We start from the raw sequence: 23,025 nt of genomic DNA, 5'->3' as shown, positions 1-23,025 counted from the left end.
GTCGTATGTCCGTTGCGCGCCCTCCAACCTGAACCGTTCATTCCAAGTTGGTATGCAATGGGTCAAGGGAGGTGACCGGGTCCTCGCAGAAGCCCTAGTCTGCGCCAGTACATATGGCTGTTCGGATAGTTCCAGCCATCAAACCGGGCGATTGCCCTGGGGGGCTCATGCGTAGATCCAGAGGGCTGACTGCTGCCCTCGTCCTGTCACTGGCCGGCGCCGGCACCGGTATAGGTCTGGTGCTGATGCCCGAGGCGTCCGCCATCACGCCTCCCGTGGCATTCACCGCCGACGAGCTGCCCACCTGGCAGCCCAACGGCGTCGTCTTTGCGATGGCCGAGGCGAACGGCACCGTCTTCGCGGGCGGCACCTTCTCCGCCGTCCGTCCGCCGGACGGCACCAGCGGTGCGGAGCAGGAAGCGGTCAACTTCGTGGCGCTCGACGCCGCGACGGGCAACCCGACCTCGTGCAAGCTCGCCTTCACCATCGGTGACGGCAGCGCGACCGTGCGCGCCCTCGAGGTCTCCAAGGACAAGAAGACCCTGTACGCGGCCGGCTACTTCGGCGCCGTCAACGGCACCCCGGTCTCCAGCCTGGCCGCGATCGACATCGCGACCTGCACCCCCAAGGCCGCCTTCCACCCGGGCTTCCCCGCCACCGTGCGCGGACTCGCCGTCACCGACGACACCGTCTACGCGGCCGGCGACTTCGGCACCGTCGAGGGCCAGACGCGCGAGCGGTTCGCCGCCGTCGACGCCGGCTCCGGTGCCCTCAAGCCCTTCACGGCCAACGCCGACGAGCCCGGCCGCGCGGTCGAGGTCACCCCGGACGGCAAGAACGTCCTGCTGGGCGGTGACTTCTTCGACATCAACGGCAAGAGCACGCACGCCCTGGCCGTCGTGAACGCCACCACCGGCGCGGTCACCAAGACGTACAGCAACATCCCGTCGAACTCCGTGGTCAAGGACATCGCCACCGACTCGACCGGCTTCTACACCGGCAACGAGGGCTCCGGCGGCGGCGTCTTCGACGGCCGCATCGGCCTGAACCTCAGCGACTTCAGCGAGAAGTGGCGCGACCGCTGCCTCGGCGCGACCCAGGCCGTCCTGCCGTACGACGGCGTGCTCTACAGCGCCTCGCACGCGCACGACTGCTCGCTCGAGGGCCAGTTCCCCGACGGCAAGCGCAACTTCTTCAACGCGCAGCTGACCAACTACGAAGGCGCGGCCCCCGCGCCCGTGGACGGTTTCGTGCGCAGCCCGCGCAAGCTCGGCTGGCACCCCACCGCCAACGACGGCATCGGCGAGGGCATCGGCCCGCGCACCCTGACCATCGCCGAGAAGAACGACGTCAAGTACCTGTGGTCCGGCGGCGAGTTCACCGCCATCAACGGCAAGCCGCAGCAGGCGCTGACCCGCTTCGCCTCCACCGGCGACGTCGGCGCCCCGACCACCCCGGTCGCGAGCGCCGGCAGTGTCAAGCCCGGTGAGGTCCAGGTCCGCTGGCGCACCAGCTACGACGCCGACGACAGCAAGCTGACGTACCGGATCTACCGCAACGGCTCGTCCAGCCCCATCGCCACCGTCGCCGCCGAGTCCCTGGAGTGGCAGCGTCCGCAGGCCTCCTGGACCGACACCACGGTCAAGGACGGCCAGTCGTACACCTACCGCGTGACGGCCACCGACGCCGCGGGCAACACCAGCGCCCTGTCGGCCAACGCCGCGGTCACGGTCCCCACCTCGGTCCAGTCCTACCCGGACCAGGTCCGCACCGACGGCGCCTCCCTGTACTGGCGCTACGACGACACCGTCAGCCCGTACGTCGCCGACTCCTCGGTCGCCGGCAACACCAGCGGTGTCCAGCTCAACGCCCCGGCCCTGCGCCAGACCCCCGGCGCGATCAGCGGCGCGAGCACGGCCATGGGCTTCAACGGCACCAGCCAGCAGGTGTACAGCGACCACCGCCAGACGGTGGGCAGCGCGTTCTCGGTCGAGACCTGGTTCAAGACCAACACCACGCGCGGCGGCAAGCTGATCGGCTTCGGCAGCAACACGGACCGCAACAGCGGCTCGTACGACAAGCAGATCTACATGACCAACACCGGTCGTCTGGTCTTCGGCGTCAGCAACGGTTCCGCCCGCACCATCACCACCGGCCTGTTCGACACGTACAACGACAACAAGTGGCACCACGTCGTCGGCACCATGGGTGCGGGCGGCATGGAGCTGATCGTCGACGGCCAGAGCAAGGGCACGCAGAGCGTCAGCAACCCGGTCTCGTACGAGGGCTTCTGGCACGTGGGCGGTGACAACCTCAGCGGCTGGCCCACCAGGCCGACGAGCAACTTCTTCGCCGGCCAGATCGACGAGACGGCCGTCTACCCGAAGGCGCTCACCGCGGCCCAGGCCAAGAAGCACTACGACCTGGCCAAGGCGCCGTCCGACTCGGTCTCCAAGGTCTCCGCGACCGAGGACACCTACGTCAACCAGGGCGCCCCGAGCGCCGCCTACGGCGCCAGCACCTCGCTGGCCGTCCGCGGCACGTCGGCGTACCAGACGTACCTGCGCTTCAACCTGCCGGCCGCGCCGGCCGGGCAGGTCCTCAAGTCCGCCTCGCTGCAGATCAAGACGTCGACCCAGGCGAACGCCGGTACGACCGACAAGATCTCCGTGGTCCCGGTCACCGGCACCTGGAGCGGCGCGAGCACGACGTTCAACACCAAGCCCGCCCTCGGCGCCACCGAGCTCGGCTCGTTCGCGAGCGTGCCGGACGGCTCGGCGATCCAGAGCACCGCGCTGGACACCGCCGCGCTCACCCCGGTACTGGGCACCGGCTACAGCCTGGCCCTGACGAGCACGGGCACCGACCCGCTGTGGATCTGGTCCATGGAGTCGACCGCCGCGGACGCCGCTCCGCAGCTCGTCCTCACCTTCGGCCCGAAGTAACCGCGTAGACGGATGCGGGGCCCGGCGTGGAACACAGCCGGGCCCCGCACCCCTATCCCACGTAACAACAGGAGCCCCCAAGATGTACCGACGCTCCGCTGCGGCTGCTGTTCTGCTGGCCGCGGCTCTGACCCTGACCGCCTGCAGCTCGGGCGGCGACGGCAAGGCCGACGCCGAGGCCGCGAAGCCGAAGCCGCCGGCCGCCTCCTCGGTCCCGGACCCGGCGGACGCCTCGGCGGCCCCGGTCTCGCCCGACGCGAAGCCGACCGGCCCGGTCCTGCCGGACGCGAAGCTCACCCCGAAGACGGGCAGCTTCAAGGCCAACGAGAAGCAGTACCTGAGCGGACGGGTCCCCGAGAAGATGGACCCGGCGGCGGTCCTCCAGACCGGCCAGGAGTCCTGCCAGCGGGTGGAGCGCACCGCGAAGCGCGACAAGGACGCGGCGACCGGGGCCATCGTCGCCGGGGAGATCCCGGGGGCGAAGGACGCGATCACCTACCTGTGCCCGGAGCAGAAGCCGATCCTGGACGCGGCCTCCAAGGGCTTCGCGGACGGCACCCGCCAGTCGCCCGCGGCGGGCACGTACCGGGCGCTGACCCAGGCCACGACGTGCACCTGGGAGGCGAAGGGCAAGGACGGCGCGGTCCTGGCCTCGGGTCCGGAGTCCCCCGCGAAGCCCGGCGACAAGATCACCGCCGCGATCCCCGCGGGCACGGCGACCTTCACCTCGGCGGGCTGCTACGCCTGGATCCCGGCGTAGCCCCTCCCGTACGACGCGAACGCCGCCCCCGCCCGGACTCCGGGCCGGGGGCGGCGTTTTCGCATCCGCTTCCCGGGTAGCCGCGCGGTCAGACGACAACGACTGCGGAGGCGAATCACATGGGAGGCATCGGCGGCTGCATCGCGCTGATCGTGGTGGGGGCCATCCTCACCTTCGCGACGGACTGGAAGATGGAGAGCGTCAACCTCGACGTCGTCGGGCTGATCATGATGGCGGCGGGCGCCATCGGCCTCGCCGTCTACGCGAGCGTCTTCAAACGCCGCCGCGCGGCGGCCCTCCCGGTGGTCGACGAGACCCACCGGGAGCTGTAGCCCGTCAGCGCAGGGCCTTCTCGTAGATCGGGAGGAGGGTGCCGAGGACGGCTTCCATCGAGAAGGAGTCCGCGGCCAGTCTGCGGGCCGATGCCCCGGCCGCGGCGTTCTCGGTGGGGTCCAGGAGGGACAGGACGGCTTGGGCCACGTCCGCCGCGCCCGGGGGGACCGCGCGGCCGGCGCCCGCCGCGGCGATGTCGCGGGCCAGGCCGTTCGAGTGGGTGACCACCGACGGGACGCCCACCGACAGGGCCTCCAGGACCGACATCGGGAACGGCTCGTCCACCGACGGGAGTACGTAGACGTGCGCCCGCCGCAGCTCCGTCAGGACCTCGGAGGCGGACAGCGCACCCGGGACCGTGAAGCAGCCCCCGAGACCCAGCTCCGCGATGCGGGCCCGCACCGCCGCCAGCTCGCCCTCGTCCGGGCCGGCCACCACGAACTCCGCGTCCGGGTGCGCCGCCAGGATCGCCGGGGCCGCGTCCACGAAGTCCACCGGGCGCTTGCGGGCCTGCAGGCGCGCCGAGTACAGGATGCGCGGGGGACCGGCCGGGGCCGGCCGCTCCTCCTGCGCGGGCGTGCCGTTCACCAGCCGGACCGCCCCCGGCAGCGCGCCGCCCACCACCGCGTCGAGGCCCTCCCGTTCGTGCGGGGTCAGGTACAGCACCGCGTCCGCGCCGCGCAGCAGCCTGCGTACGGCCACCGCGTCCAGCACCTTGGCCAGCAGCTTCTCGCTCGGGTCCACCATCCCGTGGGTCTGCAGCACCAGCGGCTTGCCGGCCCGCAGCGCGGCGAGGGCCACCGGCAGGGTCACCAGGTCCCGCGCCAGGTGGACGTGGACCACGTCCGCGTCCCGGACCAGCCGGCCCGCCGAGGCCAGCAGGGCCGGTGAGGTCATCCCGCTGAAGCCCAGGGGGAGGAGGCGCCGGGCCGGGAACAGCTTCGCCGGGACGCCCTCCACCGACGTCGGCCACGGGTCCGGGAAGCCCTCGCCCAGCGCCAGCAGCCGCGCCTCGTGGCCGAGGCCCCGCAGCCCCTTGGCCAGGTTCAGCGCGACCCGGACGGGCCCGCCGAACGCGTGCGAGGGGGAGTGGAGCGTGACGGCGTGCAGGACTCTCACTTGGGCTCCTCGACCGGGCGGCGCTGCCCGTCCATCGTCTGCAGGGTCAGCGCAGGAAGGTTTCTGTGGACCACGGATCCGGCACCCGCCACCGCGCAGCGGCCCACCGTGACCCCGGCCAGCACGGTCGCCCGTACGGCCACCCACGCGCCGTCCTCGACCACGATCGGCGCGTTGCGGTAGCGGAAGTCGGCTGCCCGGTGGTCGTGCGAGCCGGTGCAGAGCATGGCCTCCTGCGAGATGCAGACGTTCGCGCCGATGGTCACCGGCTCCAGGTTCAGCAGCCAGGCGCCCTCGCCGATCCACGTGTGGTCGCCGACGGTGAGCTTCCACGGCCACAGCACCCGTACCCTGTGCCGGATCAGCACCCCCTCGCCGATGCGCGCGCCGAACGCGCGCAGCAGTGCCACCCGCAGCCGGGCCGGACAGAACCACGCCATGAACAGCGTGTTCATCACCGTGAACCAGAGCGCCTGCGTCAGCAGCCCGCGCCCCTTGTCGTACCCGGCCAGCGTGAAGGCAGGAAGATCACGCAACTGTCGCCCCTCATCGTGCGCTGCGGGCTCGTCGCGCTCCGCAGGAGCGCCTCCCCGGGCGCCGCCCGCTCAGACTAGACTGCGCGCGGACCAGGCACATCGGGTGGGGGCGGCAGTGGCAACGGACATACGCAAGCCCACGGTGACCCCGCCGCCGCCCGTCCCCGAGCCGGAGGACGCGCACAAGTGGGGCCGGGTCACCACCCCGCGGACCCTGCTCTCCCGCGCCCTGTCCGTCCCGCTCATCCTCGGCTTCACCGTCTTCCTGCCGCTGTTCGTCGCCGTCCAGCCGGGCGACGGCCAGCACGACGCCGCCTTCTGGCTCCAGCTCCTGCTCACGATGTACGCGGGCGCCCGGCTCTCGGCGATGGTCCTGACCAGCCGGCGCAAGCTGCTCCAGGGCTCCTTCTGGCTCTTCGTCTACATGGCGATGGGCGTGGCCCCGCTCGCGCAGGCCGTCCTCGGCCGGGTCCCGACCCCCGTGGTCGGCCCCCGCTCCGACCTCACCGTCGCCATCGGCCTGGTCCTGCTCGGCTGCACGGCGTTCGACGTCGGCGTCCTGCTGGCCCGCCACCGGCCGACCGGGCGGGCCGGCGGTTCCCAGAAGGAGCCGCGGCCGGTCATGGCCCACCGGCGCCGCCTCCAACTGCTGACCGGGCTCGCCTTTCTGTGCAGCGCCGCTTTCATCATGAAGCTCGGCGGCCCGGCGGTCTTCTTCTCCAGTCGCCAGGAGATCATCGCGGGCATCGAGGAGGCGGGCGTCTCCAACGGCGACGGGCAGGCCGGCCAGGCCCTGCTGCGCGGCTTCGGCACCGTCCCGGCGCTGCTCGCCCTGCTGCTCTACACGCGCTGGCTGATCACCTCGACGTACGCCCGCCGCAAGGTGTCGATCATCGTCACCTGGGGGGCGCTGGCCCTGCTCAACCTGGTGGTCAACAACCCGATCTCGAACCCGCGGTACTGGTTCCTCACGGTCATGTTCGCGCTGCTGTTCACCGTCTTCCCGGTGAGCGCCGCGATGTACCGGGTGGCGCTGTCGATGGCCGTGGTGATCGCCCTGCTCGTGTTCCCGTTCGCGGACCGCTTCCGCTACGACGAGAAGAACTACAAGCCGGTCGAGACGACGTCGTTCCTGGAGCCGATGGCGCTGAAGGACTACGACCAGATCGGCATGTTCGCGAACACCATCACCTACTCGAACTCCGGCCCCGGGCACCTGTACGGGAGCCAGCTCGCCGGGTCCGTCTTCTTCGCGGTGCCGCGCTCGGTCTGGCCGGGCAAGCCGAAGGACACGGGGGTGATGGTCGGCGAGTGGATGGGGACGGTCAACACCAACCTCTCGTCCCCGATCTGGGCCGAGCTGTGGCTGGACTTCGGCCCGCTGGGCATGGGCGCCGGGCTCCTGGCCACGGGGTACGCGGCGGCCCGGGTGGACCGCCGCTACGCGAAGCGCGCCACGCGGCGCTCGCCTCCGGGCAGCCTGATCTCGGTGGTGGTCCCGCTGGTCGCGGGCTACTCGTTCATCCTGCTCCGGGGCCCCCTGCTCCAGGCCTCCGGCCGTGTGGCGATCGCCGCCCTCTGCCTGGCGCTGGTGGCGACGTACCGCCAGGACAAGTCCACCAAGCTGCGCTAGCGGCGCCCGGAAGGCCCGGAGCCGGGCGCCCGGCGGGTCAGGCGGCCGTCGTGACCGGCGGCTCGGGGGCGCGCACCGGGACGCGGGAGACGCGGAGCCAGGCCGCCGCGGCCTTGAGCGCCGAGCCCGCCGCCAGTCCCCAGGCGGCGCCGGTCACGCCGGCCACCGCGTACCCGCCGAGCAGCAGCGCCACCGACAGCAGCGAGAAGACGACCTGCAACGAGAGCGTCGCCTTCGGGTTGAGGACGCGCAGGGTCAGCAGGGCGCAGGTGCCCAGGCCCATCACCGCGTACTGGGCTCCCGTGGCCGGGAGCAGGGCGGAGGCCGCCGCCCACGTGTCGCCCAGCAGCTGTCGGCCCACGCCGTCGGGCAGGGCGTACAGGACCGCGCCCCAGCCGGCGCCCAGCGCCGCCAGCACACCGCCCATCGCCGCCGTCAGCCGGACCACGCCCCGCTTGCCCGACGCCCGGCCCACCACCGGGGGGCCGAACGCGTTCGCCGAGTTGAACAGCACGTTCAGCGGGCCGAACAAGGTCGTCGCACCGCGCAGCGCGCCCACCGCCAGCGGGGTCGCGAAGAGGCCGAGCCCCAGCACCGCCAGCTGGCTGGACCCGTTGCCCACCGCGAACTCGACCACGAACCGCTGCCCCAGGTGCCCCCGCCGCAGGTACGGACGCAGATCGGCCGCCGAGCCCCGGACGTACGGACGCAGCAGCCAGAGCCCCAGCGCGAGCGCCGGAAGCGCCGAGACCCCCCACACCAGCACCAGCCGCCCCGCCGAAGCACCTTGGGGCTGGAGCAGCAGCGCGGCCACGACGCACACCAGCCGCAGCGCGTCCGCGGCCAGCGCCCGCTCGGGGACGCGCAGCGCGGAGAAGCAGTACCGCAGCCCGTCCTGGAGGAGCACCAGCGGCAGTACGAGGCCCAGCGAGAGGAACGCCCAGCCGCCGGCCCCCGGCACGGCGAGGCCGACGACGGCCAGCGCCGCGCCCGCCGCCGCCGAGGCGGCCCCGGTGAACGCGAGGCCCGAGCGGCACACCGCGCCCAGCCGGTCCTCGTCCTTCTCCAGCACCACCGTCTGGCCGACGTACGCCATGTTCAGCCCGAGGAGCACGGTGAACGTCACGTACACCATCGAGAAGTCGGCGAAACCGGACGCCGAGGACAGCCGGGCGGCCAGCACCAGCACCAGGATGTTCGTGGCGCTGGACGCGGCCTGGTCCAGGACCGAGGCGACGGCGGCGAGGCCCCGCCGACTCATCTGCGGCCCATGCGCACCGTGCGCAGGGCCACCGTGTCCGTGCCGTCACCCGGGATGTGCTGTTCGGGTTCGGCCTGCCGGTGCGCCTGCTGCCCCTGCCCCTGGTTCGGCTGCCGCGTGAGCGGCTGCGCCTGCGGCGAGGACGGCCGGGAGGCCTGCGCCGGGGCGGCGGGCGCGCCCTTCGACTTGCCGCCGCGGCCGCGCTTCTCGCCCGGCAGCGGGGCGTGCAGCACCGCTCCGAGCACCGTGCCGCCGGCGCCGCTGATCAGCTCGCGGATCCGGGACAGGTCGGTGCGGTGGACGGCGCGCGGGTCGCAGACGACCAGGACGCCGTCGACGCGGTCGACGAGCGCGAGGGCGTCGGCGTACGAGAGCACGGGCGGCGCGAGCACGACGACCGTGGAGTTGGGGGAGTCGGCCTCGGAGATCAGCCGGGTGGCGCGCGCGGAGGTCAGCGCGCGGGGCACGTTGCGCACCGGCTCGCCCGGGATCAGGTCGAAGGTGCCCGACTCCCCGGCGTCGACGACGAGCTGGCGCCCGTCGGGCCACTCGGAGTCGCCGTGGGCCGCCGGGCCGCCGGAGGCGCCGCCCGGAGTCTGGCTCCACCGCGGCCGCCCGGCGCCGGTCGGCAGCTGGCTGGCCAGTACCGGCGTGCGCAGGTCGGCCTCGATGAGCAGGACGTCCTTGCCGGTCTCCGCGAAGGAGGCGGCCAGGTTCACGGCCGCCGCGGCGGCGGTCTCGCTGCTGCCGCGCGGGGCGACGACCAGCAGCCGGCGCCGGTCGGCGAAGCGGGAGTCGTAGGCGAGCCGGAACGCCACGGAGCGGAACTCCTCGGCGAGCCGGGGGTCCTCCTCGCCGGCCGCGAGCAGCGGTCCGCCGCCGGTCTTGGCCCGCGGGAGGTAGCCGAGCACGGGGGCCCGTAGGGCCCGGGCGACATCGCCCTCGGAGCGCGGCGCCGGGTCGAACACGAGCCGGACCCACGCGGCGAGCAGGCCCAGGGCGAGGCCCACGGCCGCGCCGAGCGTCAGCGACATCACGAGGCCCGGGCCGTCGGTGTCGGACGGCGGGGTCGCGGGGCTGGTGACCCGGCCCGGGCTCATGTCCAGGGCCTGGAGCTTGGCGATGTTGCTGTTGAGGGTGTTGACCTTGCTCTGCAGGTCGGTCTTCGAGGCGTACGCGGCGTCGCGGCCCGTGCCGGCCGGCATCGAGTTGATCTGCTTGACGAGCTCGTCGAGGTTCTTGGCGACCGGGTCGCGCTGGTCCTGGTAGCCCTTGACCATCTTGTCGCGCGTGACGTCGAGGGCATCCTGCCGCTTGAGCAGGTACGCCTCGGTCATCGCGTTGGCGCGGGTGGCGGCCTCCTTGGCGGAGGACGCGGTGTAGGTGAACCGCAGCACCATCGTCTGGGGCGGGTTGGTCACCTGGAGGCCGCTGCGCAGACCGGCGAAGTCCTTCGCGGTCACGCCGAGCTTCTTCGCGGCCTCGTTGGCTATGGAGGAGCTGAGCGCGACCTGCCGCTCCGAGCCGATGTTGATCGCCTTGTCGGGGGCGAGGCTCGGGTTGAACGGGTCGTCGGTGGGCGCGCGCAGCACGACGTCCGCGGTGGCGACGTAGGTGTCGGACGTGGAGATGCCGAGGTAGACGCCGCCCAGCAGGCCGATGCCGACACCCGCCCCGAGGAGGCGGCGGTAGCGGAGGAGCTGTTTGAACTGGTCCCTGAGGAGGTCCGGTTCGTCCTCCGTCGGGACGGACGCAGGGCGGTTCGTCTCGATCACGACTGCGGACCCCCAAGTGCTTCGTCTATCAGTGCGTCGATGCGGGCCAGGCCCGCGTCACGGCTCAGGTGGGCCGCCACGTGCCGGGGCCCGGCGGCCCCGAGCGCATCCGCGCCCTCGGGGTCCTCGGCGAGGGCCCGTACGGCCTTCAGCAGGGCATGGGGGTCCTCCGGTGGTACGAGCACCCCCGCGCCCGAGCGTTCCACTTCCTGGGCCGTGCCGCCCTCCGCCGCGACGGACGCGATGACGGGCCGGCCGGCCTGGAAGTAGGAGGTCAGTTTGGACGGCACGCTCATGTCGAGCACGGCCGCGTGCTGCGTCACGGCGAGTACGTCCGCCGCCGCGAGGATATCCGGGAACTCTCCGTCGGCGGCAGGGGGGATGATGTCCAGATTCGGCACGTCTGCCGCGAGGTCGGCCAGGGCCGAGCGCTGACTGCCGTCGCCCATGAGGACGAAGCGGACACCGGGATCCAGGCGGGCGGCGCCCACGAGCACTTCGAGGCCCTGCTTGAGGCCCATGTTCCCGGAGTGCAGGACGACCGGCTCGCCGGGCGCCCAGCCGAGGTGGCGCCGGGTCTGGCCGCGCGGCCGGGTGGGCTGCGGGACGTGGGACCAGTTGGGCACGAGGCGGATCTTCGCCGGGTCCACGCCCATGCCGACGACCCGGTCCACGAAGGTCTCGTGGATCACGCCGACCAGGGTGGCCCGCTTCAGGGCGTATGCCTCCGCGCGCCCGGCGATGGCGGCCGCCTTGTCGCCGCCGCTGATTCCGCTCTGCGCGGCGGCCGCGCCCATCAGGTCCTGGACGACCGGGATGAACGGGACCTTCCAGCGGGCGGCGAGCCGGGCGGCGAGGACCCCGCCGGCCAGGCTGGGCATCTGGGCCATGACCGCGTCCGGGCGCGGCATCCGGGGCGGGGCCACGGCGCCGTGCAGCAGAATCGATCCTTCAAAGAGGGCCCGCTTGACGGCGGTCTGGCGGGGCGGCACGGTGTGCGCGCGCCGGTGCACTGTGACCCCCGCGCGCTGTTCCGTGCGCCGGAGCGCCCCCTTGTACTCCGGCTCCAACGACCACGACGGGTAGTGCGGCATGCCGGCGAATACGTGGGTGTCATGGCCGAGATCCGCCCAGTGCTCCGCGATCTGGGTGGCGTACGGCCCAATCCCCGCGTGCTCGGGAGCGTAGTTGGTGGAAACCAGCAGTAGGCGCCGGTGACCGGATCTCGACACTGAACGTCCCCTTCTCCCCAGGATGATGCGCACGTCACCCTATTCGTTCACCGACAGCACGGGGAACGTGCACGCTATTGTCTGCTAATCCGCCACACCGGGGGGTGTGGTCGCTGGGGGGTAACTCATGACGGAGCGCGACATGTCCGACCTTGGCGCACCTGCGCACAGACCGTACCGAGTCGGGTACGCTCCAGGCGCGTACGATCTGTTCCATATCGGACATCTCAATATCCTTCGGCACGCCCGGAGTCAGTGCGACTACCTGGTCGCCGGGGTGGTCTCCGACGAGATGGCGGAACTGGCCAAGGGGCGCCGCCCGATGATCCCGCTCGTGGAGCGGCTGGAAATCGTCCGCAGCGTCCGGTATGTGGACGCCGCGTTCGTCGAGACGGTCCCGGACAAGGTGGAGACCTGGAAGCAGGTCCGCTTCGACGTGATCTTCAAGGGCGACGACTGGCGGGGCACTCCCAAGGGCGACAAGCTGGAGAAGGACTTCGCCGCCGTCGGCGTCGACGTCGTCTACTTCCCCTACACGGTGCACACGTCCAGCACCCAGCTGCGCCGGGCCCTGGACGCGCTGTCCGAGCCGCTCAGCGCGGAACGGCGCTGAGCTCCCGGAACCACTTCGCGAGGAACGCCACCAGGAACAGCGCGGCGACCGCGCCGAGCCCGGCGTACGCCCAGCGGAACAGCGCCCCGCCCCCGAGCGCGAGGAAGACCAGGCAGAACACCCCGTAGTCCACGGGCAGCAGCGCCACCGCGCGCACGGTCGAGGGCGCGGCGGCGGGGCTGCCGGGCGCCGGCTTCGGCTTGAGCTTCTCGGTCAGCAGTCCGCCGAAGAAGGTGACGACCGAGGCGAACTGGAAGCCCAGCGGCACCAGCAGCCAGCCCTCCCCGCCCGTCCCGTACGCCTCGGGGAAGCGGTAGAACGCGATCAGCACGCAGGTGTGCAGCGCGGTCAGCTTGGCGCAGTCCACGACGTGGTCCAGCCATTCGCCCGCCGCGCTGCCGCCCCCGCGCAGCCGGGCCAGCTGCCCGTCGGCCGAGTCGAAGGCGAAGCCGACGGCGAGCGCGGCCCACACCGCGACGCCCAGCCCCCACGAGGGTGCGGCGAGCGCGACCGCGGCCGCGGCGGCGAAGCTGAAGGCGGCGCTGACCAGCGTCACCTGGTTCGGGGTCAGCCCGAGCGCATACGACACGGCGGCCAGGTACCGCCCCGCGGGCCGGTTGACGAACCGCGAGTAGAGCGACACCCCCTTCGCCGACTTCTGCGCCCCGCGCAGCTCCCGCAGCGCGGTCCCCACTCTCGCCATGCGTACCCCTGATCCCTGCCGATGTGGCACACGTGTGCGGGTGCACGCGTGTACGAGGCCACATCATCGCAGGACGAACGAGGCTTCCCGCTCCGGTTCGGCCGACCACCCGCGCCGCCCGGCCGTCCACCCAGCCCGGCCGTCCACCCACCTCGGCCGGCGCCCGCCCTCCTCAGCCGACCACCCGCAGCAGCAGCACCGACCGCGCGGGCACCGTCAGCGTCTCCCCGCCCCGGTGCCGGGTGCCGGGAGGTGCGGCCTGGGCCTCCCGCGCGGTGTCCAGCACCAGCTCGTACTCCGCCGCCCACGGAGCGTCCGGCAGCACCCACGCCACGGGCCGGTCCCCGGCGTGCAGCAGCGCCAGGAAGCTGTCGTCGCCGACCTGCAGCCCCCGCTCGTCGCGGCCCGGGATGTCCCGCCCGGACAGGTACATGCCGAGCGCGGCGGCCGGGGCGTACCAGTCCCGCTCGGTCATCTCCCGGCCCGCCGGGGTGAACCAGGCCAGGTCCCGCAGCCCGTCCGCGCCCTGCGGCCGCCCCGAGAAGAAGGCCCGCCGGCGCAGCACCGGGTGCTCCTGGCGCAGCGCCACCAGCCGCGCTGCCAGGGCGAACAGCTCCTGCCAGGCCGGATCCTCCAGCAGCGACCAGTCCACCCAGCCCGTCTCGTTGTCCTGGCAGTACGCGTTGTTGTTGCCGCCCTGCGTGCGCCCGAACTCGTCCCCGGCCACCAGCATCGGCACCCCGGTCGACAGCAGCAGGGTGGTCAGCAGATTGCGCAGCTGCCGCCGCCGCAGCATCCCGATCCGGGGGTCCGTGCCCTCCGGCGGATCCCCTTCCACCCCGCAGTTCCAGGAGCGGTTGTCGTTCGTCCCGTCGCGGCCCGCCTCCCCGTTGGCCTCGTTGTGCTTGCGCTCGTACGACACCAGGTCGCGCAGCGTGAACCCGTCGTGCGCCGTCACGAAGTTCACCGAGGCGTACGGCCGCCGCCCGCCCCACGCGTACAGGTCGCTGGAGCCGGACAGCCGGTACCCGAGGTCCCGTACATCGGGCAGCGCGCCCCGCCAGAAGTCCCGTACGGCATCCCGGTAGCGGTCGTTCCACTCCGTCCACAGCGGGGGGAACGCCCCCACCTGGTAGCCGCCCGAGCCCACGTCCCAGGGCTCGGCGATCAGCTTCACCCGCCGCAGCACCGGATCCTGGGCGATCACCGCGAGGAACGGCGACAACATGTCCACGTCGTGCATCGAGCGGGCCAGCGCCGCCGCCAGGTCGAAGCGGAACCCGTCCACTCCCATCTCCGTCACCCAGTAGCGCAGGGAGTCCGTGATCAGCCGCAGCACGTGCGGGCGCCCCGGGTGCAGGGTGTTCCCGCAGCCCGTGTAGTCGGAGTAGCGGCGCTGGTCGGACTGGAGCCGGTAGTAGCCCCGGTTGTCGATCCCGCGCAGCGACAGCGTCGGGCCCAGCTCTCCCGCCTCCGCCGTGTGGTTGTAGACCACGTCGAGGATGACCTCGATCCCGGCCGCGTGCAGGGCCCGCACCATCCGCTTGAACTCGCCGACCTGCTGCCCGGCCGTACCGCTCGACGAGTAGCCGGAGTGCGGGGCGAAGTAGCCGACCGAGTTGTAGCCCCAGTAGTTGCGCAGGCCCCGGCGCAGCAGGTGGTCCTCGTGCGCGAACTGGTGCACCGGCAGCAGTTCGACCGCCGTCACGCCCAGCTTCACCAGGTGCTCGACGGCCGCCGGATGGGCCAGCCCCGCGTACGTGCCGCGCAACTCCTCGGGAACACCCGGATGGCGCATCGTGAACCCGCGCACGTGCAGCTCGTAGATCACCGAATCGGCCCACGGGGTCTTCGGCCGGACGTCGTCCGCCCAGTCGTCGTCATCGTGGACGACCACCCCCTTGGGGACGAACGGCGCCGAGTCGCGGTCGTCGCGCACCGTGTCCGCGATGTACTGCTGCGGCCAGTCGCGGACGTGCCCGTACACCTCCGGCGGCAGCGTGAAGTCCCCGTCGACGGCCCGGGCGTACGGGTCCAGCAGCAGCTTGGCCGGATTGAACCGGGCCCCCGTCCAGGGGTCCCAGCGGCCGTGCACCCGGAACCCGTACCGCTGCCCCGGGCGCACCCCGGGAAGGAAGCCGTGCCAGATCTCGTGCGTCAGCTCGGTCAGCGCGCACCGGGTCTCGGCGCCCTCCGCGTCGAAGAGGCACACCTCCACCGACTCCGCGCCCTGCGCCCACAACGCGAAGTTGGTGCCGGCCGTCCCGTCCGGGCCGGTACGGAAACGCGCCCCCAGGGGGTGCGAGGACCCGGGCCACACCGGGGGCCCCGGGTGCGTGACGGCCCGTAAGGCCGACTCCCGACCCTGTATCACCGGCCCGCTCCACTGGCCGTTGACGTGCGGGGCGGGCGACTCCACTGAGGTCACTGACTCCATGGCGGCGGTATCCACCGCCTCTTGCTCGGCTGCGCTCGACACTGCCCGCCTCCACGGCTCCTGGGTACCGGCGGGGGAAGGCACGTGCGGCCCCGGCGTCCCTGCCAGGGCCCGCCCCCGTCTGGTCCTTCCCACTGTTCTGCCCGGAGAGATCTGCCCGGAACGTGGCCCGCGCTCACGTTTCCCCCGGAGGGCCCCGGTCGTTGGAGGGATCGTGACACTTCTGACGAGGCGGGCGACGGCTGGCTTGGCCGCCGTGGCGGTATGGGCGGGCCTGCTGGGCGGTCTGGCCGGATGCACCGCGAGCGGCGGTTCCCCCGTCGAGATCCAGCTTCCCGGCAAGCCCCGGTCGCCCGACGAGGCCATCCGCATCACCCCCGAGGACAACGCCAAAGGGGTCCCGGCCGAGGGACCGCTGACCGTCAGAGTGCCCGAGGGCCGCCTCGAACGGGTCGTGGTGACCAAGGTCGAGGACGCCCAGGAGGAGCGCGTACCCGGCTCCATCGCCCCCGACGGCCTCAGCTGGAGCCCCGACACCGAGGGCGGGCGGCTCGCGCTCGCCGCCAAGTACACCGTGGACGCGGTCGCCCTCGACGGCCACAACCGCCGCCAGGCCCGGCACACCACCTTCACCACCTACGTCCCCGAGGAACGGTTCATCGGCTACTTCAAGCCCGAGAACCGCTCCACCGTGGGCACCGGGATGATCGTCTCCTTCAACTTCAACCGCTCGATCGCGAACCGCGCCGACGTCGAGCGGGCCATCACCGTCACCTCCAAGCCCGCGGTGCAGATCGTCGGCCACTGGTTCGGCAAGGAGCGCCTCGACTTCCGGCCCAGGACGTACTGGAAGCCCGGCACCGAGGTCACCGTCACCATGAAGCTGCGGGACGTGCAGGGCGCGCCGGGCTCGTACGGCATCCAGGACAAGTCCGTCACCTTCACGGTCGGCCGTTCCCAGGTCTCCCTCGTGGACGCGGAGGCGCACACGATGGAGGTCCGCCGCGACGGGAAGCTGGTCCAAACCCTCCCGATCAGCGCCGGAGCCCCCAAGAACACCACCTACAACGGGAAGATGGTGGTGCTGGAGATGTTCGACGTGACCCGGATGAACGGCCAGACCGTCGGGTTCGGCGGCGAGTACGACATCCCCGACGTCCCGCACGCCATGCGGCTCACCACCTCCGGGACCTTCCTGCACGGTAACTACTGGGCCAGCCCCGACACCTTCGGCTCCTCCAACACCAGCCACGGCTGCGTGGGACTGCGCGACGACAAGGGCGGCGGCTCGGACACCCCAGCCGGCTGGTTCTTCGACCGGACCCTGGTCGGGGACGTGGTGGAGGTCGTGAACTCGCAGGACAAGACGGTCGCCCCGAACAACGGGCTGGGCGGCTGGAACATGTCCTGGGCGGACTGGGTCGCGGGCTCCGCCATCACGTGACGGCGCACGCGGGGCGCAGGCCGGACGCGTCCCGCACGCGCCCCGGACGCACACCAGTCGAGTGATTGTCACACCGTAATGTCGCAGCCCGAGTGTGTCCTTCCGTCCGACGCCCCTGATCCTGCGCTCAGCTTGCTCCAGCCGAGCGGCGCGGCACTGCGGCAGCGCCAGGAGACGGACGGAGCGTCATGTCAGCAAGGAACTGGACCCTCGGGCTCGCGGTCGGAGCCGTTCTGGCCGCCGGGTCCTCCACGGCCCTCGCGGCTGCCCCGGGGGCCGACCGGCCGGTGCGGGAACACGCGGCACCGGTACGGGCCGCCCTGCGCGCCCCGCTGCCGGACGGCCTCGGCCCCTGCGTCCCGGGCCGGTGCCCCGACCCGTTTCCCCCGGTCGCCGTCGGCACCGCGGCCAAGGGCTACGACGACGCCGTCAACGTCTTCGTCGGCGGGGACTTCAGGGTCCGCGCACGCGCCGCCGAGGCCGAGGGCAAGGTCGTCGTCCTCGGCAGCTTCGACCAGGACAAGGACCCCCAGGCCGGCCAGGCCTACAACATCGGCATCGTCGGCGCGGGCTCCCTGGTGCAGCCCCCGCCCGGCTCGGACTTCCTCGCCACCGGCCAAGACGTCCGGATCGCCGCCGGTGAGCGGCTGATCTCCGACGGCGGCGTGGTCCGGTACGCCGGCACCGCACCCGGCCCCGGCCGGGTCACCGGCCCGCTGGTCCAGGACGCGGCCGCCGTGGCCAAGTACGCGGGCCTGCGCGACCGGCTCACCGCCGCCAGCAAGTGCTACGCGCGGGTCGACGGGCAGCTCCGCACGGCCACCGGCACGGCCGTCAACGCCTCCGGGACCACGGTCTTCACCGGGGACAACGCCTCCAGGCTCCAGATCTTCAACGTCGACTTCAACATGGTGTCCGGCGGAGGCGGCGGCGGAGCGGGCGGGGCCGTCGGCATCCGTTTCGACCGCATTCCGGCCGACGCCACCGTCCTCGTCAACGTCCTCGGCGCCGCCCGCACCATCAGCACCTACAGCGGCGCCATCGACGACGCCCACAGCCCGTGGAACGCGCTGCGGACCCGGCTGCTGTGGAACTTCCCGGACGCCACGACCGTCCACCTCCAGGGCAGCGGCCAGTTCCAGGGCGCCGTCCTCATCGGCGAGCAGGCCTCGCAGACCACGGTCACGCTGCCCGGCATGAACGGCCGCTTCTTCACCACCGGCACGCTCACGCACACCAGCGTCGACGGCCTCGGCGGCGGCCAGGAGTTCCACGCGTACCCCTTCGACGGAGATCTGCCCGACTGCACCGTGACCCCGCCCGTGCCCGTCACCGGATCGGTCTCCGTCCTCAAGCGGGACGAGACGGGCGAGCCGCTGGCCGGCGCGCACTTCGAGCTGTGGCGCGAGACCAACGGTGTGAGCGGCGCCCAGTTCACGGGCGACGCCGACACCAAGGTCGCCGACTGCGTCACCCCCGCCGACGGCATCTGCGCCCGGGAGTCGGAGCTCGGCACCTACTACTGGCGCGAGACGGCGGCCCCCGACGGGTACGTGCTGCCCGAGCGGCGCGTCTTCCCGCTGACGCTGACCGCCGAGAACGCCACGGTCGGCGCGCGGTACGTGGTGGACAACGTGAAGGCGGTGCCGCCGGCGCCCACCGGAAGGGTCGCCGTCCACAAGGTCGACGCCGACGGCACCACCCCGCTGGCCCGGGCCACCTTCCAGCTGTGGCGGGAGACCAACGGACGGGCGGGACTCCAGACGGACGGCGCCGGCGGCTCCCCGGACACGCTCGTCGAGAACGCGTGCCTCACCGGGGCCGACGGCCGGTGCGAGCGGGTGGTGGAGCCCGGTACGTACCACTGGCGCGAGACCGTCGCCCCCGCAGGCTACGAGCTGCCCGCGCAGCCGGTGACCACCGTGGTCCTCACCGAGGCGGACGTCACCGCCGGGATCACGGCGACCGTCGTCAACGTCAAGGAGTACCGCGGGGTGCTGGAGGTCCTGAAGAAGGACGCCAAGACCAAGCGGCCCCTGCGCGGCGCCGTCTTCGAGGTCTGGAAGGAGACCAACGGGACCGCGGGCCTGCAGACGGCGGGCATCAACGCCGACGTCCTGGTGAAGGCGGGCTGCGCGACGGACGGAGCGGGCGTCTGCACCTTCGAGTACCTGGAGGCCGGCGCGTACTACCTGCGGGAGACGGACGTACCCGAGGGCTACGTGCTTCCGGAGGACCGGGTGACCGGTCCGCTGCGGCTCGACGAGCGGACCCCCGGCCAGAAGCTGGTGGTGACGGTGGACAACCGGCGCGACGACCACGGCAAGGGCAAGGGCAAGGGCAAGGGCAAGGGCAAGGACGGGGACGAGCACAAGGGCGGCGGCAAGGGGGGCAAGGGCGGCGGCCGCGGCTGATCGATCCGCCCCCGCCGATGCGCCGGTGAGGTGACCCGCTCACCCCACCGGCGCACCCGCGCGGGCCCCCCGGCTCCGGTCCGGGTTAGCTGGGCCCCGGCGGCCCAGGCGGAGAAGTCCGGCAGCTTGCCCGCGGCCTTGAGCTCCTTGGCGACCTCGATGAAGAGCTCCAGCGCGGCCTTGGCGTCCGAGGCTCGCCGCGCCGGCCCCGGCCGCCGCCCGCGGGGCGGCCGCCCCCGAGCCCGCCTGTACGGCCGGCACCGGGCCCTACCAGCGCGAGCTCGAGGCCCACCTCGGGCGCCCCGTCGACGGGACGCAGTCCCCGGCCGACTGCGCGGCCGTCCGCGCCTTCCAGAGCGCCAACGGCATCACCCCCGCCGACGGTTATCCCGGCCTCGCCACTTACCGCACGATGGTCGCCGTGGCCGCCCGGGCCCGTCCCAACGCAGACGGCGCCTGCCCCGTCCGCACGAGCCGGGTGACCTGCGTGGACCTCGACCGGCAGCTGTTGTGGGTGCAGCGCGGCAGCGTCGTGGTGTTCCCGCCCGTGCCCGTCCGCACCGGCAGGGACGACCAGGAGACCCGCCCCGGCTGGCACGAGATCTACTGGCGCAGCAAGGACCACGAGTCCACCCTGTACGACAACGCCCCCATGCCGTACGCCCAGTTCTTCGACGGCGGCCAGGCCCTGCACGGCCGCCCCGGCGACCTCTACGCGCACGGCGGCTCGGCCGGCTGCGTCAACCTCTCGGTGGCGGACGCCGAACGGCTGTGGAACCTGTTGGACGAGGGCGACGCCGTCTACGTCTGGGGCACCAAACCCGGTACGGAGGACTGACGCCCCCCGTTCCCCCCGCTTGGGACGGAACGGTGACAAGACCGTTTCTCTTCGTGATCCCCCCGTGTGATTTCCTGTCGACATGCGCGCGACAGTCCGCGCGCGGGGGACATGGGGAGAAGAAGAGTGAACCTGCAGCCGATACGCGGCCGCGCCCGCCGCACCGGCCTGCCGGCCCTCCTGCTCGGAGCGGCGCTGCTGCTCACCAGCGCGTGCAGCGGAGGCGGCAACTCGGGTGGGGGAGGCGGCGACAACAGCGGCGCCGGCGGAGGCGGCAAGACCGGCACCGAGGCGTCCAAGGCGGTCGTCAGCGTCAAGCCGGACGACGGCGCCAAGGAGGTCGCCACCAGCGGCATCCTGAAGATAACCACCACCGGCGGCAAGCTCACCACGGTGACCGTCGCCGACACCAAGGGCAACGCCGTCGAGGGCAAGCTCGCCGCGGACGCCGCGAGCTGGGAGCCCGCCCGCAACCTGGCCGCCGCCACCGAGTACAAGGTGCACGCCGTCGCCAAGGACGAGGCCGGCCGCGAGTCCGCCAAGGACACCACCTTCACCACCCTCACCCCGACGAACACCTTCGTCGGCCACTACACGCCCGAGGACGGCGAGACCGTCGGCGTGGGCATGCCGGTCTCGTTCAACTTCACCCGCGGCATCACCAACACCGAGGCCGTCGAGAAGGCCATCACGGTGACGGCCGAGCCGTCCGTCCCGGTCGAGGGCCACTGGTTCGGCAACGACCGCCTCGACTTCCGCCCCGAGAAGTACTGGGCCGCGGGCACCAAGGTCACCGTGAAGATCGCCCTCGACGGAGTCGAAGGCCGCCCCGGCGTCTACGGCAAGCAGACCCGTACGGTCACCTTCACCATCGGCCGCTCGCAGGTCACCACGGTCGACGCGAGCGAGCACACGATGCAGGTCGTCCGTGACGGCCAGGTGCTCAAGGACCTCCCGATCACCGCGGGCGCCCCGTCCACGACCACGTACAACGGGCAGATGGTCATCAGCGAGAAGTACAAGGTGACCCGGATGAACGGCGCGACCGTCGGCTTCGGCGGCGAGTACGACATCTCGGACGTTCCGCACGCCATGCGCCTGTCGCAGTCGGGCACCTTCGTCCACGGCAACTACTGGGCCTCCGCCGGCACGTTCGGCTCCGAGAACGTCAGCCACGGCTGCGTGGGCCTCAAGGACGTCCGCGGTGCGGGCGACTCCAAGCAGCCCGCCGCGTGGTTCTTCGACGAGTCGCTGATCGGCGACGTCGTCATCGTGAAGAACTCCAAGGACAAGCAGATCGCCCCGGACAACGGCCTCAACGGCTGGAACATGGACTGGGCGGAGTGGATCAAGTAGTCCTCCCCCGCGCGTAGTCGAGTGGCCCGGTGCTGTGACCCACGGCACCGGGCCACTTGCCGTTAACCGCCGCTAACCTTTCGCGTATGACCCTCTCTCTCGAAGTCTCCGAAGGCGTCGGCACCCTCCGCCTGGACCGCCCGCCCATGAACGCCCTGGACATCGCCACCCAGGACCGGCTGCGCGAGCTCGCGGTGGAGGCCACCGACCGGGCCGACGTGCGCGCGGTGATCATCTACGGTGGCGAGAAGGTGTTCGCGGCCGGCGCGGACATCAAGGAGATGCAGACGATGGACCACGCGGCGATGGTCGCGCGGTCCCGCGCGCTCCAGGACGCGTTCACCGCCGTCGCGCGGATCCCCAAGCCGGTCGTCGCCGCCGTCACCGGATACGCCCTCGGCGGCGGTTGCGAGCTCGCGCTGTGCGCCGACTACCGGATCGCCGCCGACAACGCGAAGCTCGGCCAGCCCGAGATCCTGCTGGGCCTGATCCCGGGGGCCGGCGGCACCCAGCGGCTGTCCCGGCTGATCGGCCCGTCCAAGGCCAAGGACCTCATCTTCACCGGCCGCATGGTCAAGGCCGACGAGGCGCTGGCCCTCGGCCTCGTGGACCGGGTCGTGCCCGCCGCCGAGGTGTACGAGCAGGCGCACGCCTGGGCCGCCAAGCTGGCCCAGGGCCCGGCGATCGCGCTGCGCGCCGCGAAGGAGTGCGTGGACGCGGGCCTGGAGGCGGACATCGACACCGGGCTGACCATCGAACGCAACTGGTTCGCGGGCCTGTTCGCCACGGAGGACCGCGAGCGCGGCATGCGCAGCTTCGTCGAGGAGGGTCCGGGCAAGGCGAAGTTCGTCTAGCCGGAAAGCCGTTGGTCCTCCCTAGGGGTGGATTAGCCAGGCCTTAAGGCAGCCTTAAGGGATGGTGGAGATCCACTCCGGGTGATCTTCCGGGAGCGGTGGGTCACCGCAGATCAGGGTGGTCCCACGGCTCTCCGGTTGCCCCGCGCATATGACGGAACACCCCCTTGGAATCCATGATTCCGGGGGGTGTTTTCCTGCGGAACGGCCCGGGTGGGCGCATCGGCCGTCCATGATGGGTTCATGGCGGGCCTGGAGGGTGTGGAACAGTCGCGGCAGCGCAGCAACGCTTCCGCCGTACGGCTGACGGCGGCTCTTGAGGACGAACAGGGCCTCAAGGCGCTGGAGTTGTACGGTAATCCGGCCGAGGGGGACGTGATCCTGCCGTCCATGCCGGAGTCGGCGAGGGAGGCCCGCCGGCTCGCCCAGTACGTGGTGATCCGCTTCTGGGGGTTCTCCCCGCAGGTGGCCGAGCACACCGTCCTGCTGGTCTCCGAGCTCGTCGGCAACGCGGTGCGGCACACCGGGGCCCGGTCGTTCGGCTTACGGATGCACCGAAGGCGCGGCTGGATCCGGGTCGAGGTGCGCGACCCCTCCCGCGGGCTGCCCTGCCTGATGCCGGTGCACGAGCTGGACACCACCGGGCGGGGCCTCTTCCTCGTCGACAAGCTCTCCGACCGCTGGGGCGCCGACCTGCTGCCGCGGGGCAAGATCACCTGGTTCGAGATGCGGGTCGCGGACCGCTGACCGCCGAACGTCGACCGTCGACCGT

General features: G+C 72.2%; 17 protein-coding genes and 1 pseudogene. 11 read left to right on the top strand and 7 right to left on the bottom strand.

The window, feature by feature from the left end; translation table 11 throughout:
* The first annotated feature begins 167 nt into the window (after window positions 1-167).
* From K7B10_RS14020 to K7B10_RS14010, 3 genes are all read left to right on the top strand, one after another.
* On the top strand, window positions 168-2,945 hold the full coding sequence (locus K7B10_RS14020) for a CBM96 family carbohydrate-binding protein (protein ID WP_229336390.1): 2,778 nt from the start codon (window positions 168-170) through the stop codon (window positions 2,943-2,945).
* A gap of 82 nt (window positions 2,946-3,027) precedes the next feature.
* Complete coding sequence (locus tag K7B10_RS14015) at window positions 3,028-3,705, top strand: hypothetical protein (protein WP_229336389.1); 678 nt, start codon at window positions 3,028-3,030, stop codon at window positions 3,703-3,705.
* A gap of 119 nt (window positions 3,706-3,824) precedes the next feature.
* Window positions 3,825-4,037, top strand: a complete 213-nt coding sequence (locus tag K7B10_RS14010; protein WP_030857282.1) for a DUF6458 family protein — start codon at window positions 3,825-3,827, stop codon at window positions 4,035-4,037.
* 4 nt (window positions 4,038-4,041) lie between these two features.
* Here the strand turns inward: K7B10_RS14010 and K7B10_RS14005 are convergent, their stop codons facing one another.
* Both K7B10_RS14005 and K7B10_RS14000 read right to left on the bottom strand, forming a co-directional pair.
* The gene (locus K7B10_RS14005) at window positions 4,042-5,157 is read right to left on the bottom strand and encodes a glycosyltransferase (protein ID WP_229336388.1); all 1,116 of its coding nucleotides are present in this window, start codon (window positions 5,155-5,157) and stop codon (window positions 4,042-4,044) included.
* Window positions 5,154-5,693 (bottom strand): WcaF family extracellular polysaccharide biosynthesis acetyltransferase, encoded by a 540-nt coding sequence (locus K7B10_RS14000; RefSeq protein WP_229336387.1) that lies wholly within the window; start codon window positions 5,691-5,693, stop codon window positions 5,154-5,156. The genes K7B10_RS14005 and K7B10_RS14000 overlap by 4 nt, the downstream gene beginning before the upstream one ends.
* Window positions 5,694-5,808: 115 nt before the next feature.
* Between K7B10_RS14000 and K7B10_RS13995 the strand changes: the two genes are divergently transcribed.
* Window positions 5,809-7,326 carry an O-antigen polysaccharide polymerase Wzy family protein gene (locus K7B10_RS13995; protein WP_229336386.1) on the top strand — a complete coding sequence of 506 codons (1,518 nt, stop codon included), beginning with the start codon at window positions 5,809-5,811 and terminating at the stop codon, window positions 7,324-7,326.
* A gap of 37 nt (window positions 7,327-7,363) precedes the next feature.
* On the opposite strand, the gene K7B10_RS13990 is transcribed toward K7B10_RS13995, so the two are convergent.
* The 3 genes from K7B10_RS13990 to K7B10_RS13980 are packed head-to-tail and all read right to left on the bottom strand — an operon-like array spanning window position 7,364 to window position 11,564.
* Complete coding sequence (locus tag K7B10_RS13990; RefSeq protein WP_229336385.1) at window positions 7,364-8,587, bottom strand: MATE family efflux transporter; 1,224 nt, start codon at window positions 8,585-8,587, stop codon at window positions 7,364-7,366.
* Window positions 8,584-10,362, bottom strand: a complete 1,779-nt coding sequence (locus tag K7B10_RS13985) for a tyrosine-protein kinase domain-containing protein (protein ID WP_229336384.1) — start codon at window positions 10,360-10,362, stop codon at window positions 8,584-8,586. Before K7B10_RS13985 ends, K7B10_RS13990 begins: the two co-directional genes overlap by 4 nt.
* Window positions 10,359-11,564 carry a glycosyltransferase family 4 protein gene (locus K7B10_RS13980; protein ID WP_229345019.1) on the bottom strand — a complete coding sequence of 402 codons (1,206 nt, stop codon included), beginning with the start codon at window positions 11,562-11,564 and terminating at the stop codon, window positions 10,359-10,361. Before K7B10_RS13980 ends, K7B10_RS13985 begins: the two co-directional genes overlap by 4 nt.
* Window positions 11,565-11,736: 172 nt before the next feature.
* On the opposite strand from K7B10_RS13980, the gene K7B10_RS13975 reads away from it, so the two are divergent.
* Window positions 11,737-12,207, top strand: coding sequence for an FAD synthase family protein (locus tag K7B10_RS13975; RefSeq protein WP_030857296.1), 471 nt, complete (start codon window positions 11,737-11,739; stop codon window positions 12,205-12,207).
* On the opposite strand, the gene K7B10_RS13970 is transcribed toward K7B10_RS13975, so the two are convergent.
* Together K7B10_RS13970 and glgX are read right to left on the bottom strand one after the other, a co-directional pair.
* Window positions 12,188-12,910: a CDP-alcohol phosphatidyltransferase family protein gene (locus K7B10_RS13970; RefSeq protein WP_229336383.1), complete on the bottom strand. Its 723-nt coding sequence runs from the start codon at window positions 12,908-12,910 to the stop codon at window positions 12,188-12,190. The genes K7B10_RS13975 and K7B10_RS13970 overlap by 20 nt on opposite strands.
* Before the next feature lie 172 nt (window positions 12,911-13,082).
* The gene (gene glgX, locus K7B10_RS13965; protein WP_372481408.1) at window positions 13,083-15,389 is read right to left on the bottom strand and encodes a glycogen debranching protein GlgX; all 2,307 of its coding nucleotides are present in this window, start codon (window positions 15,387-15,389) and stop codon (window positions 13,083-13,085) included.
* Between the two features lie 214 nt (window positions 15,390-15,603).
* Between glgX and K7B10_RS13960 the strand changes: the two genes are divergently transcribed.
* The 6 genes and pseudogenes from K7B10_RS13960 (at window position 15,604) to K7B10_RS13935 (ending at window position 23,000) form a co-directional block, all read left to right on the top strand.
* The gene (locus K7B10_RS13960) at window positions 15,604-16,791 is read left to right on the top strand and encodes a L,D-transpeptidase (RefSeq protein ID WP_308284578.1); all 1,188 of its coding nucleotides are present in this window, start codon (window positions 15,604-15,606) and stop codon (window positions 16,789-16,791) included.
* Between the two features lie 188 nt (window positions 16,792-16,979).
* Complete coding sequence (locus tag K7B10_RS13955) at window positions 16,980-19,205, top strand: choice-of-anchor A family protein (RefSeq protein WP_229336381.1); 2,226 nt, start codon at window positions 16,980-16,982, stop codon at window positions 19,203-19,205.
* Between the two features lie 208 nt (window positions 19,206-19,413).
* A pseudogene (locus tag K7B10_RS13950) lies at window positions 19,414-20,043 on the top strand (L,D-transpeptidase family protein); the annotation flags it as partial.
* Between the two features lie 132 nt (window positions 20,044-20,175).
* A complete protein-coding gene (locus K7B10_RS13945; RefSeq protein WP_229345013.1) occupies window positions 20,176-21,399 on the top strand; it encodes a L,D-transpeptidase in 1,224 nt (407 codons plus the stop codon).
* A gap of 86 nt (window positions 21,400-21,485) precedes the next feature.
* Window positions 21,486-22,253 carry an enoyl-CoA hydratase/isomerase family protein gene (locus tag K7B10_RS13940; protein WP_030857311.1) on the top strand — a complete coding sequence of 256 codons (768 nt, stop codon included), beginning with the start codon at window positions 21,486-21,488 and terminating at the stop codon, window positions 22,251-22,253.
* A 243-nt stretch (window positions 22,254-22,496) separates the two neighbouring features.
* Complete coding sequence (locus K7B10_RS13935) at window positions 22,497-23,000, top strand: ATP-binding protein (protein ID WP_229336380.1); 504 nt, start codon at window positions 22,497-22,499, stop codon at window positions 22,998-23,000.
* Window positions 23,001-23,025 lie beyond the last annotated feature (25 nt).

This window comes from Streptomyces flavotricini (assembly GCF_020639365.1).
In the GTDB taxonomy this organism is placed as follows: Bacteria; Actinomycetota; Actinomycetes; order Streptomycetales; family Streptomycetaceae; genus Streptomyces; species Streptomyces flavotricini.
This window is presented reverse-complemented; position numbering and strand designations above follow the sequence as displayed.

What these genes read in the sequence shown, in the direction of transcription:
- K7B10_RS13975 (WP_030857296.1), top strand. Translation starts at nt 11,737, where the DNA reads ATGTCCGACCTTGGCGCACCTGCGCACAGACCGTACCGAGTCGGGTAC.
- K7B10_RS13955 (WP_229336381.1), top strand. Translation starts at nt 16,980, where the DNA reads ATGTCAGCAAGGAACTGGACCCTCGGGCTCGCGGTCGGAGCCGTTCTG.
- K7B10_RS14015 (WP_229336389.1), top strand. Translation starts at nt 3,028, where the DNA reads ATGTACCGACGCTCCGCTGCGGCTGCTGTTCTGCTGGCCGCGGCTCTG.
- K7B10_RS14010 (WP_030857282.1), top strand. Translation starts at nt 3,825, where the DNA reads ATGGGAGGCATCGGCGGCTGCATCGCGCTGATCGTGGTGGGGGCCATC.
- K7B10_RS13970 (WP_229336383.1), bottom strand. Translation starts at nt 12,910, where the DNA reads ATGGCGAGAGTGGGGACCGCGCTGCGGGAGCTGCGCGGGGCGCAGAAG.
- K7B10_RS13940 (WP_030857311.1), top strand. Translation starts at nt 21,486, where the DNA reads ATGACCCTCTCTCTCGAAGTCTCCGAAGGCGTCGGCACCCTCCGCCTG.
- K7B10_RS13990 (WP_229336385.1), bottom strand. Translation starts at nt 8,587, where the DNA reads ATGAGTCGGCGGGGCCTCGCCGCCGTCGCCTCGGTCCTGGACCAGGCC.
- K7B10_RS13935 (WP_229336380.1), top strand. Translation starts at nt 22,497, where the DNA reads ATGGCGGGCCTGGAGGGTGTGGAACAGTCGCGGCAGCGCAGCAACGCT.
- K7B10_RS14020 (WP_229336390.1), top strand. Translation starts at nt 168, where the DNA reads ATGCGTAGATCCAGAGGGCTGACTGCTGCCCTCGTCCTGTCACTGGCC.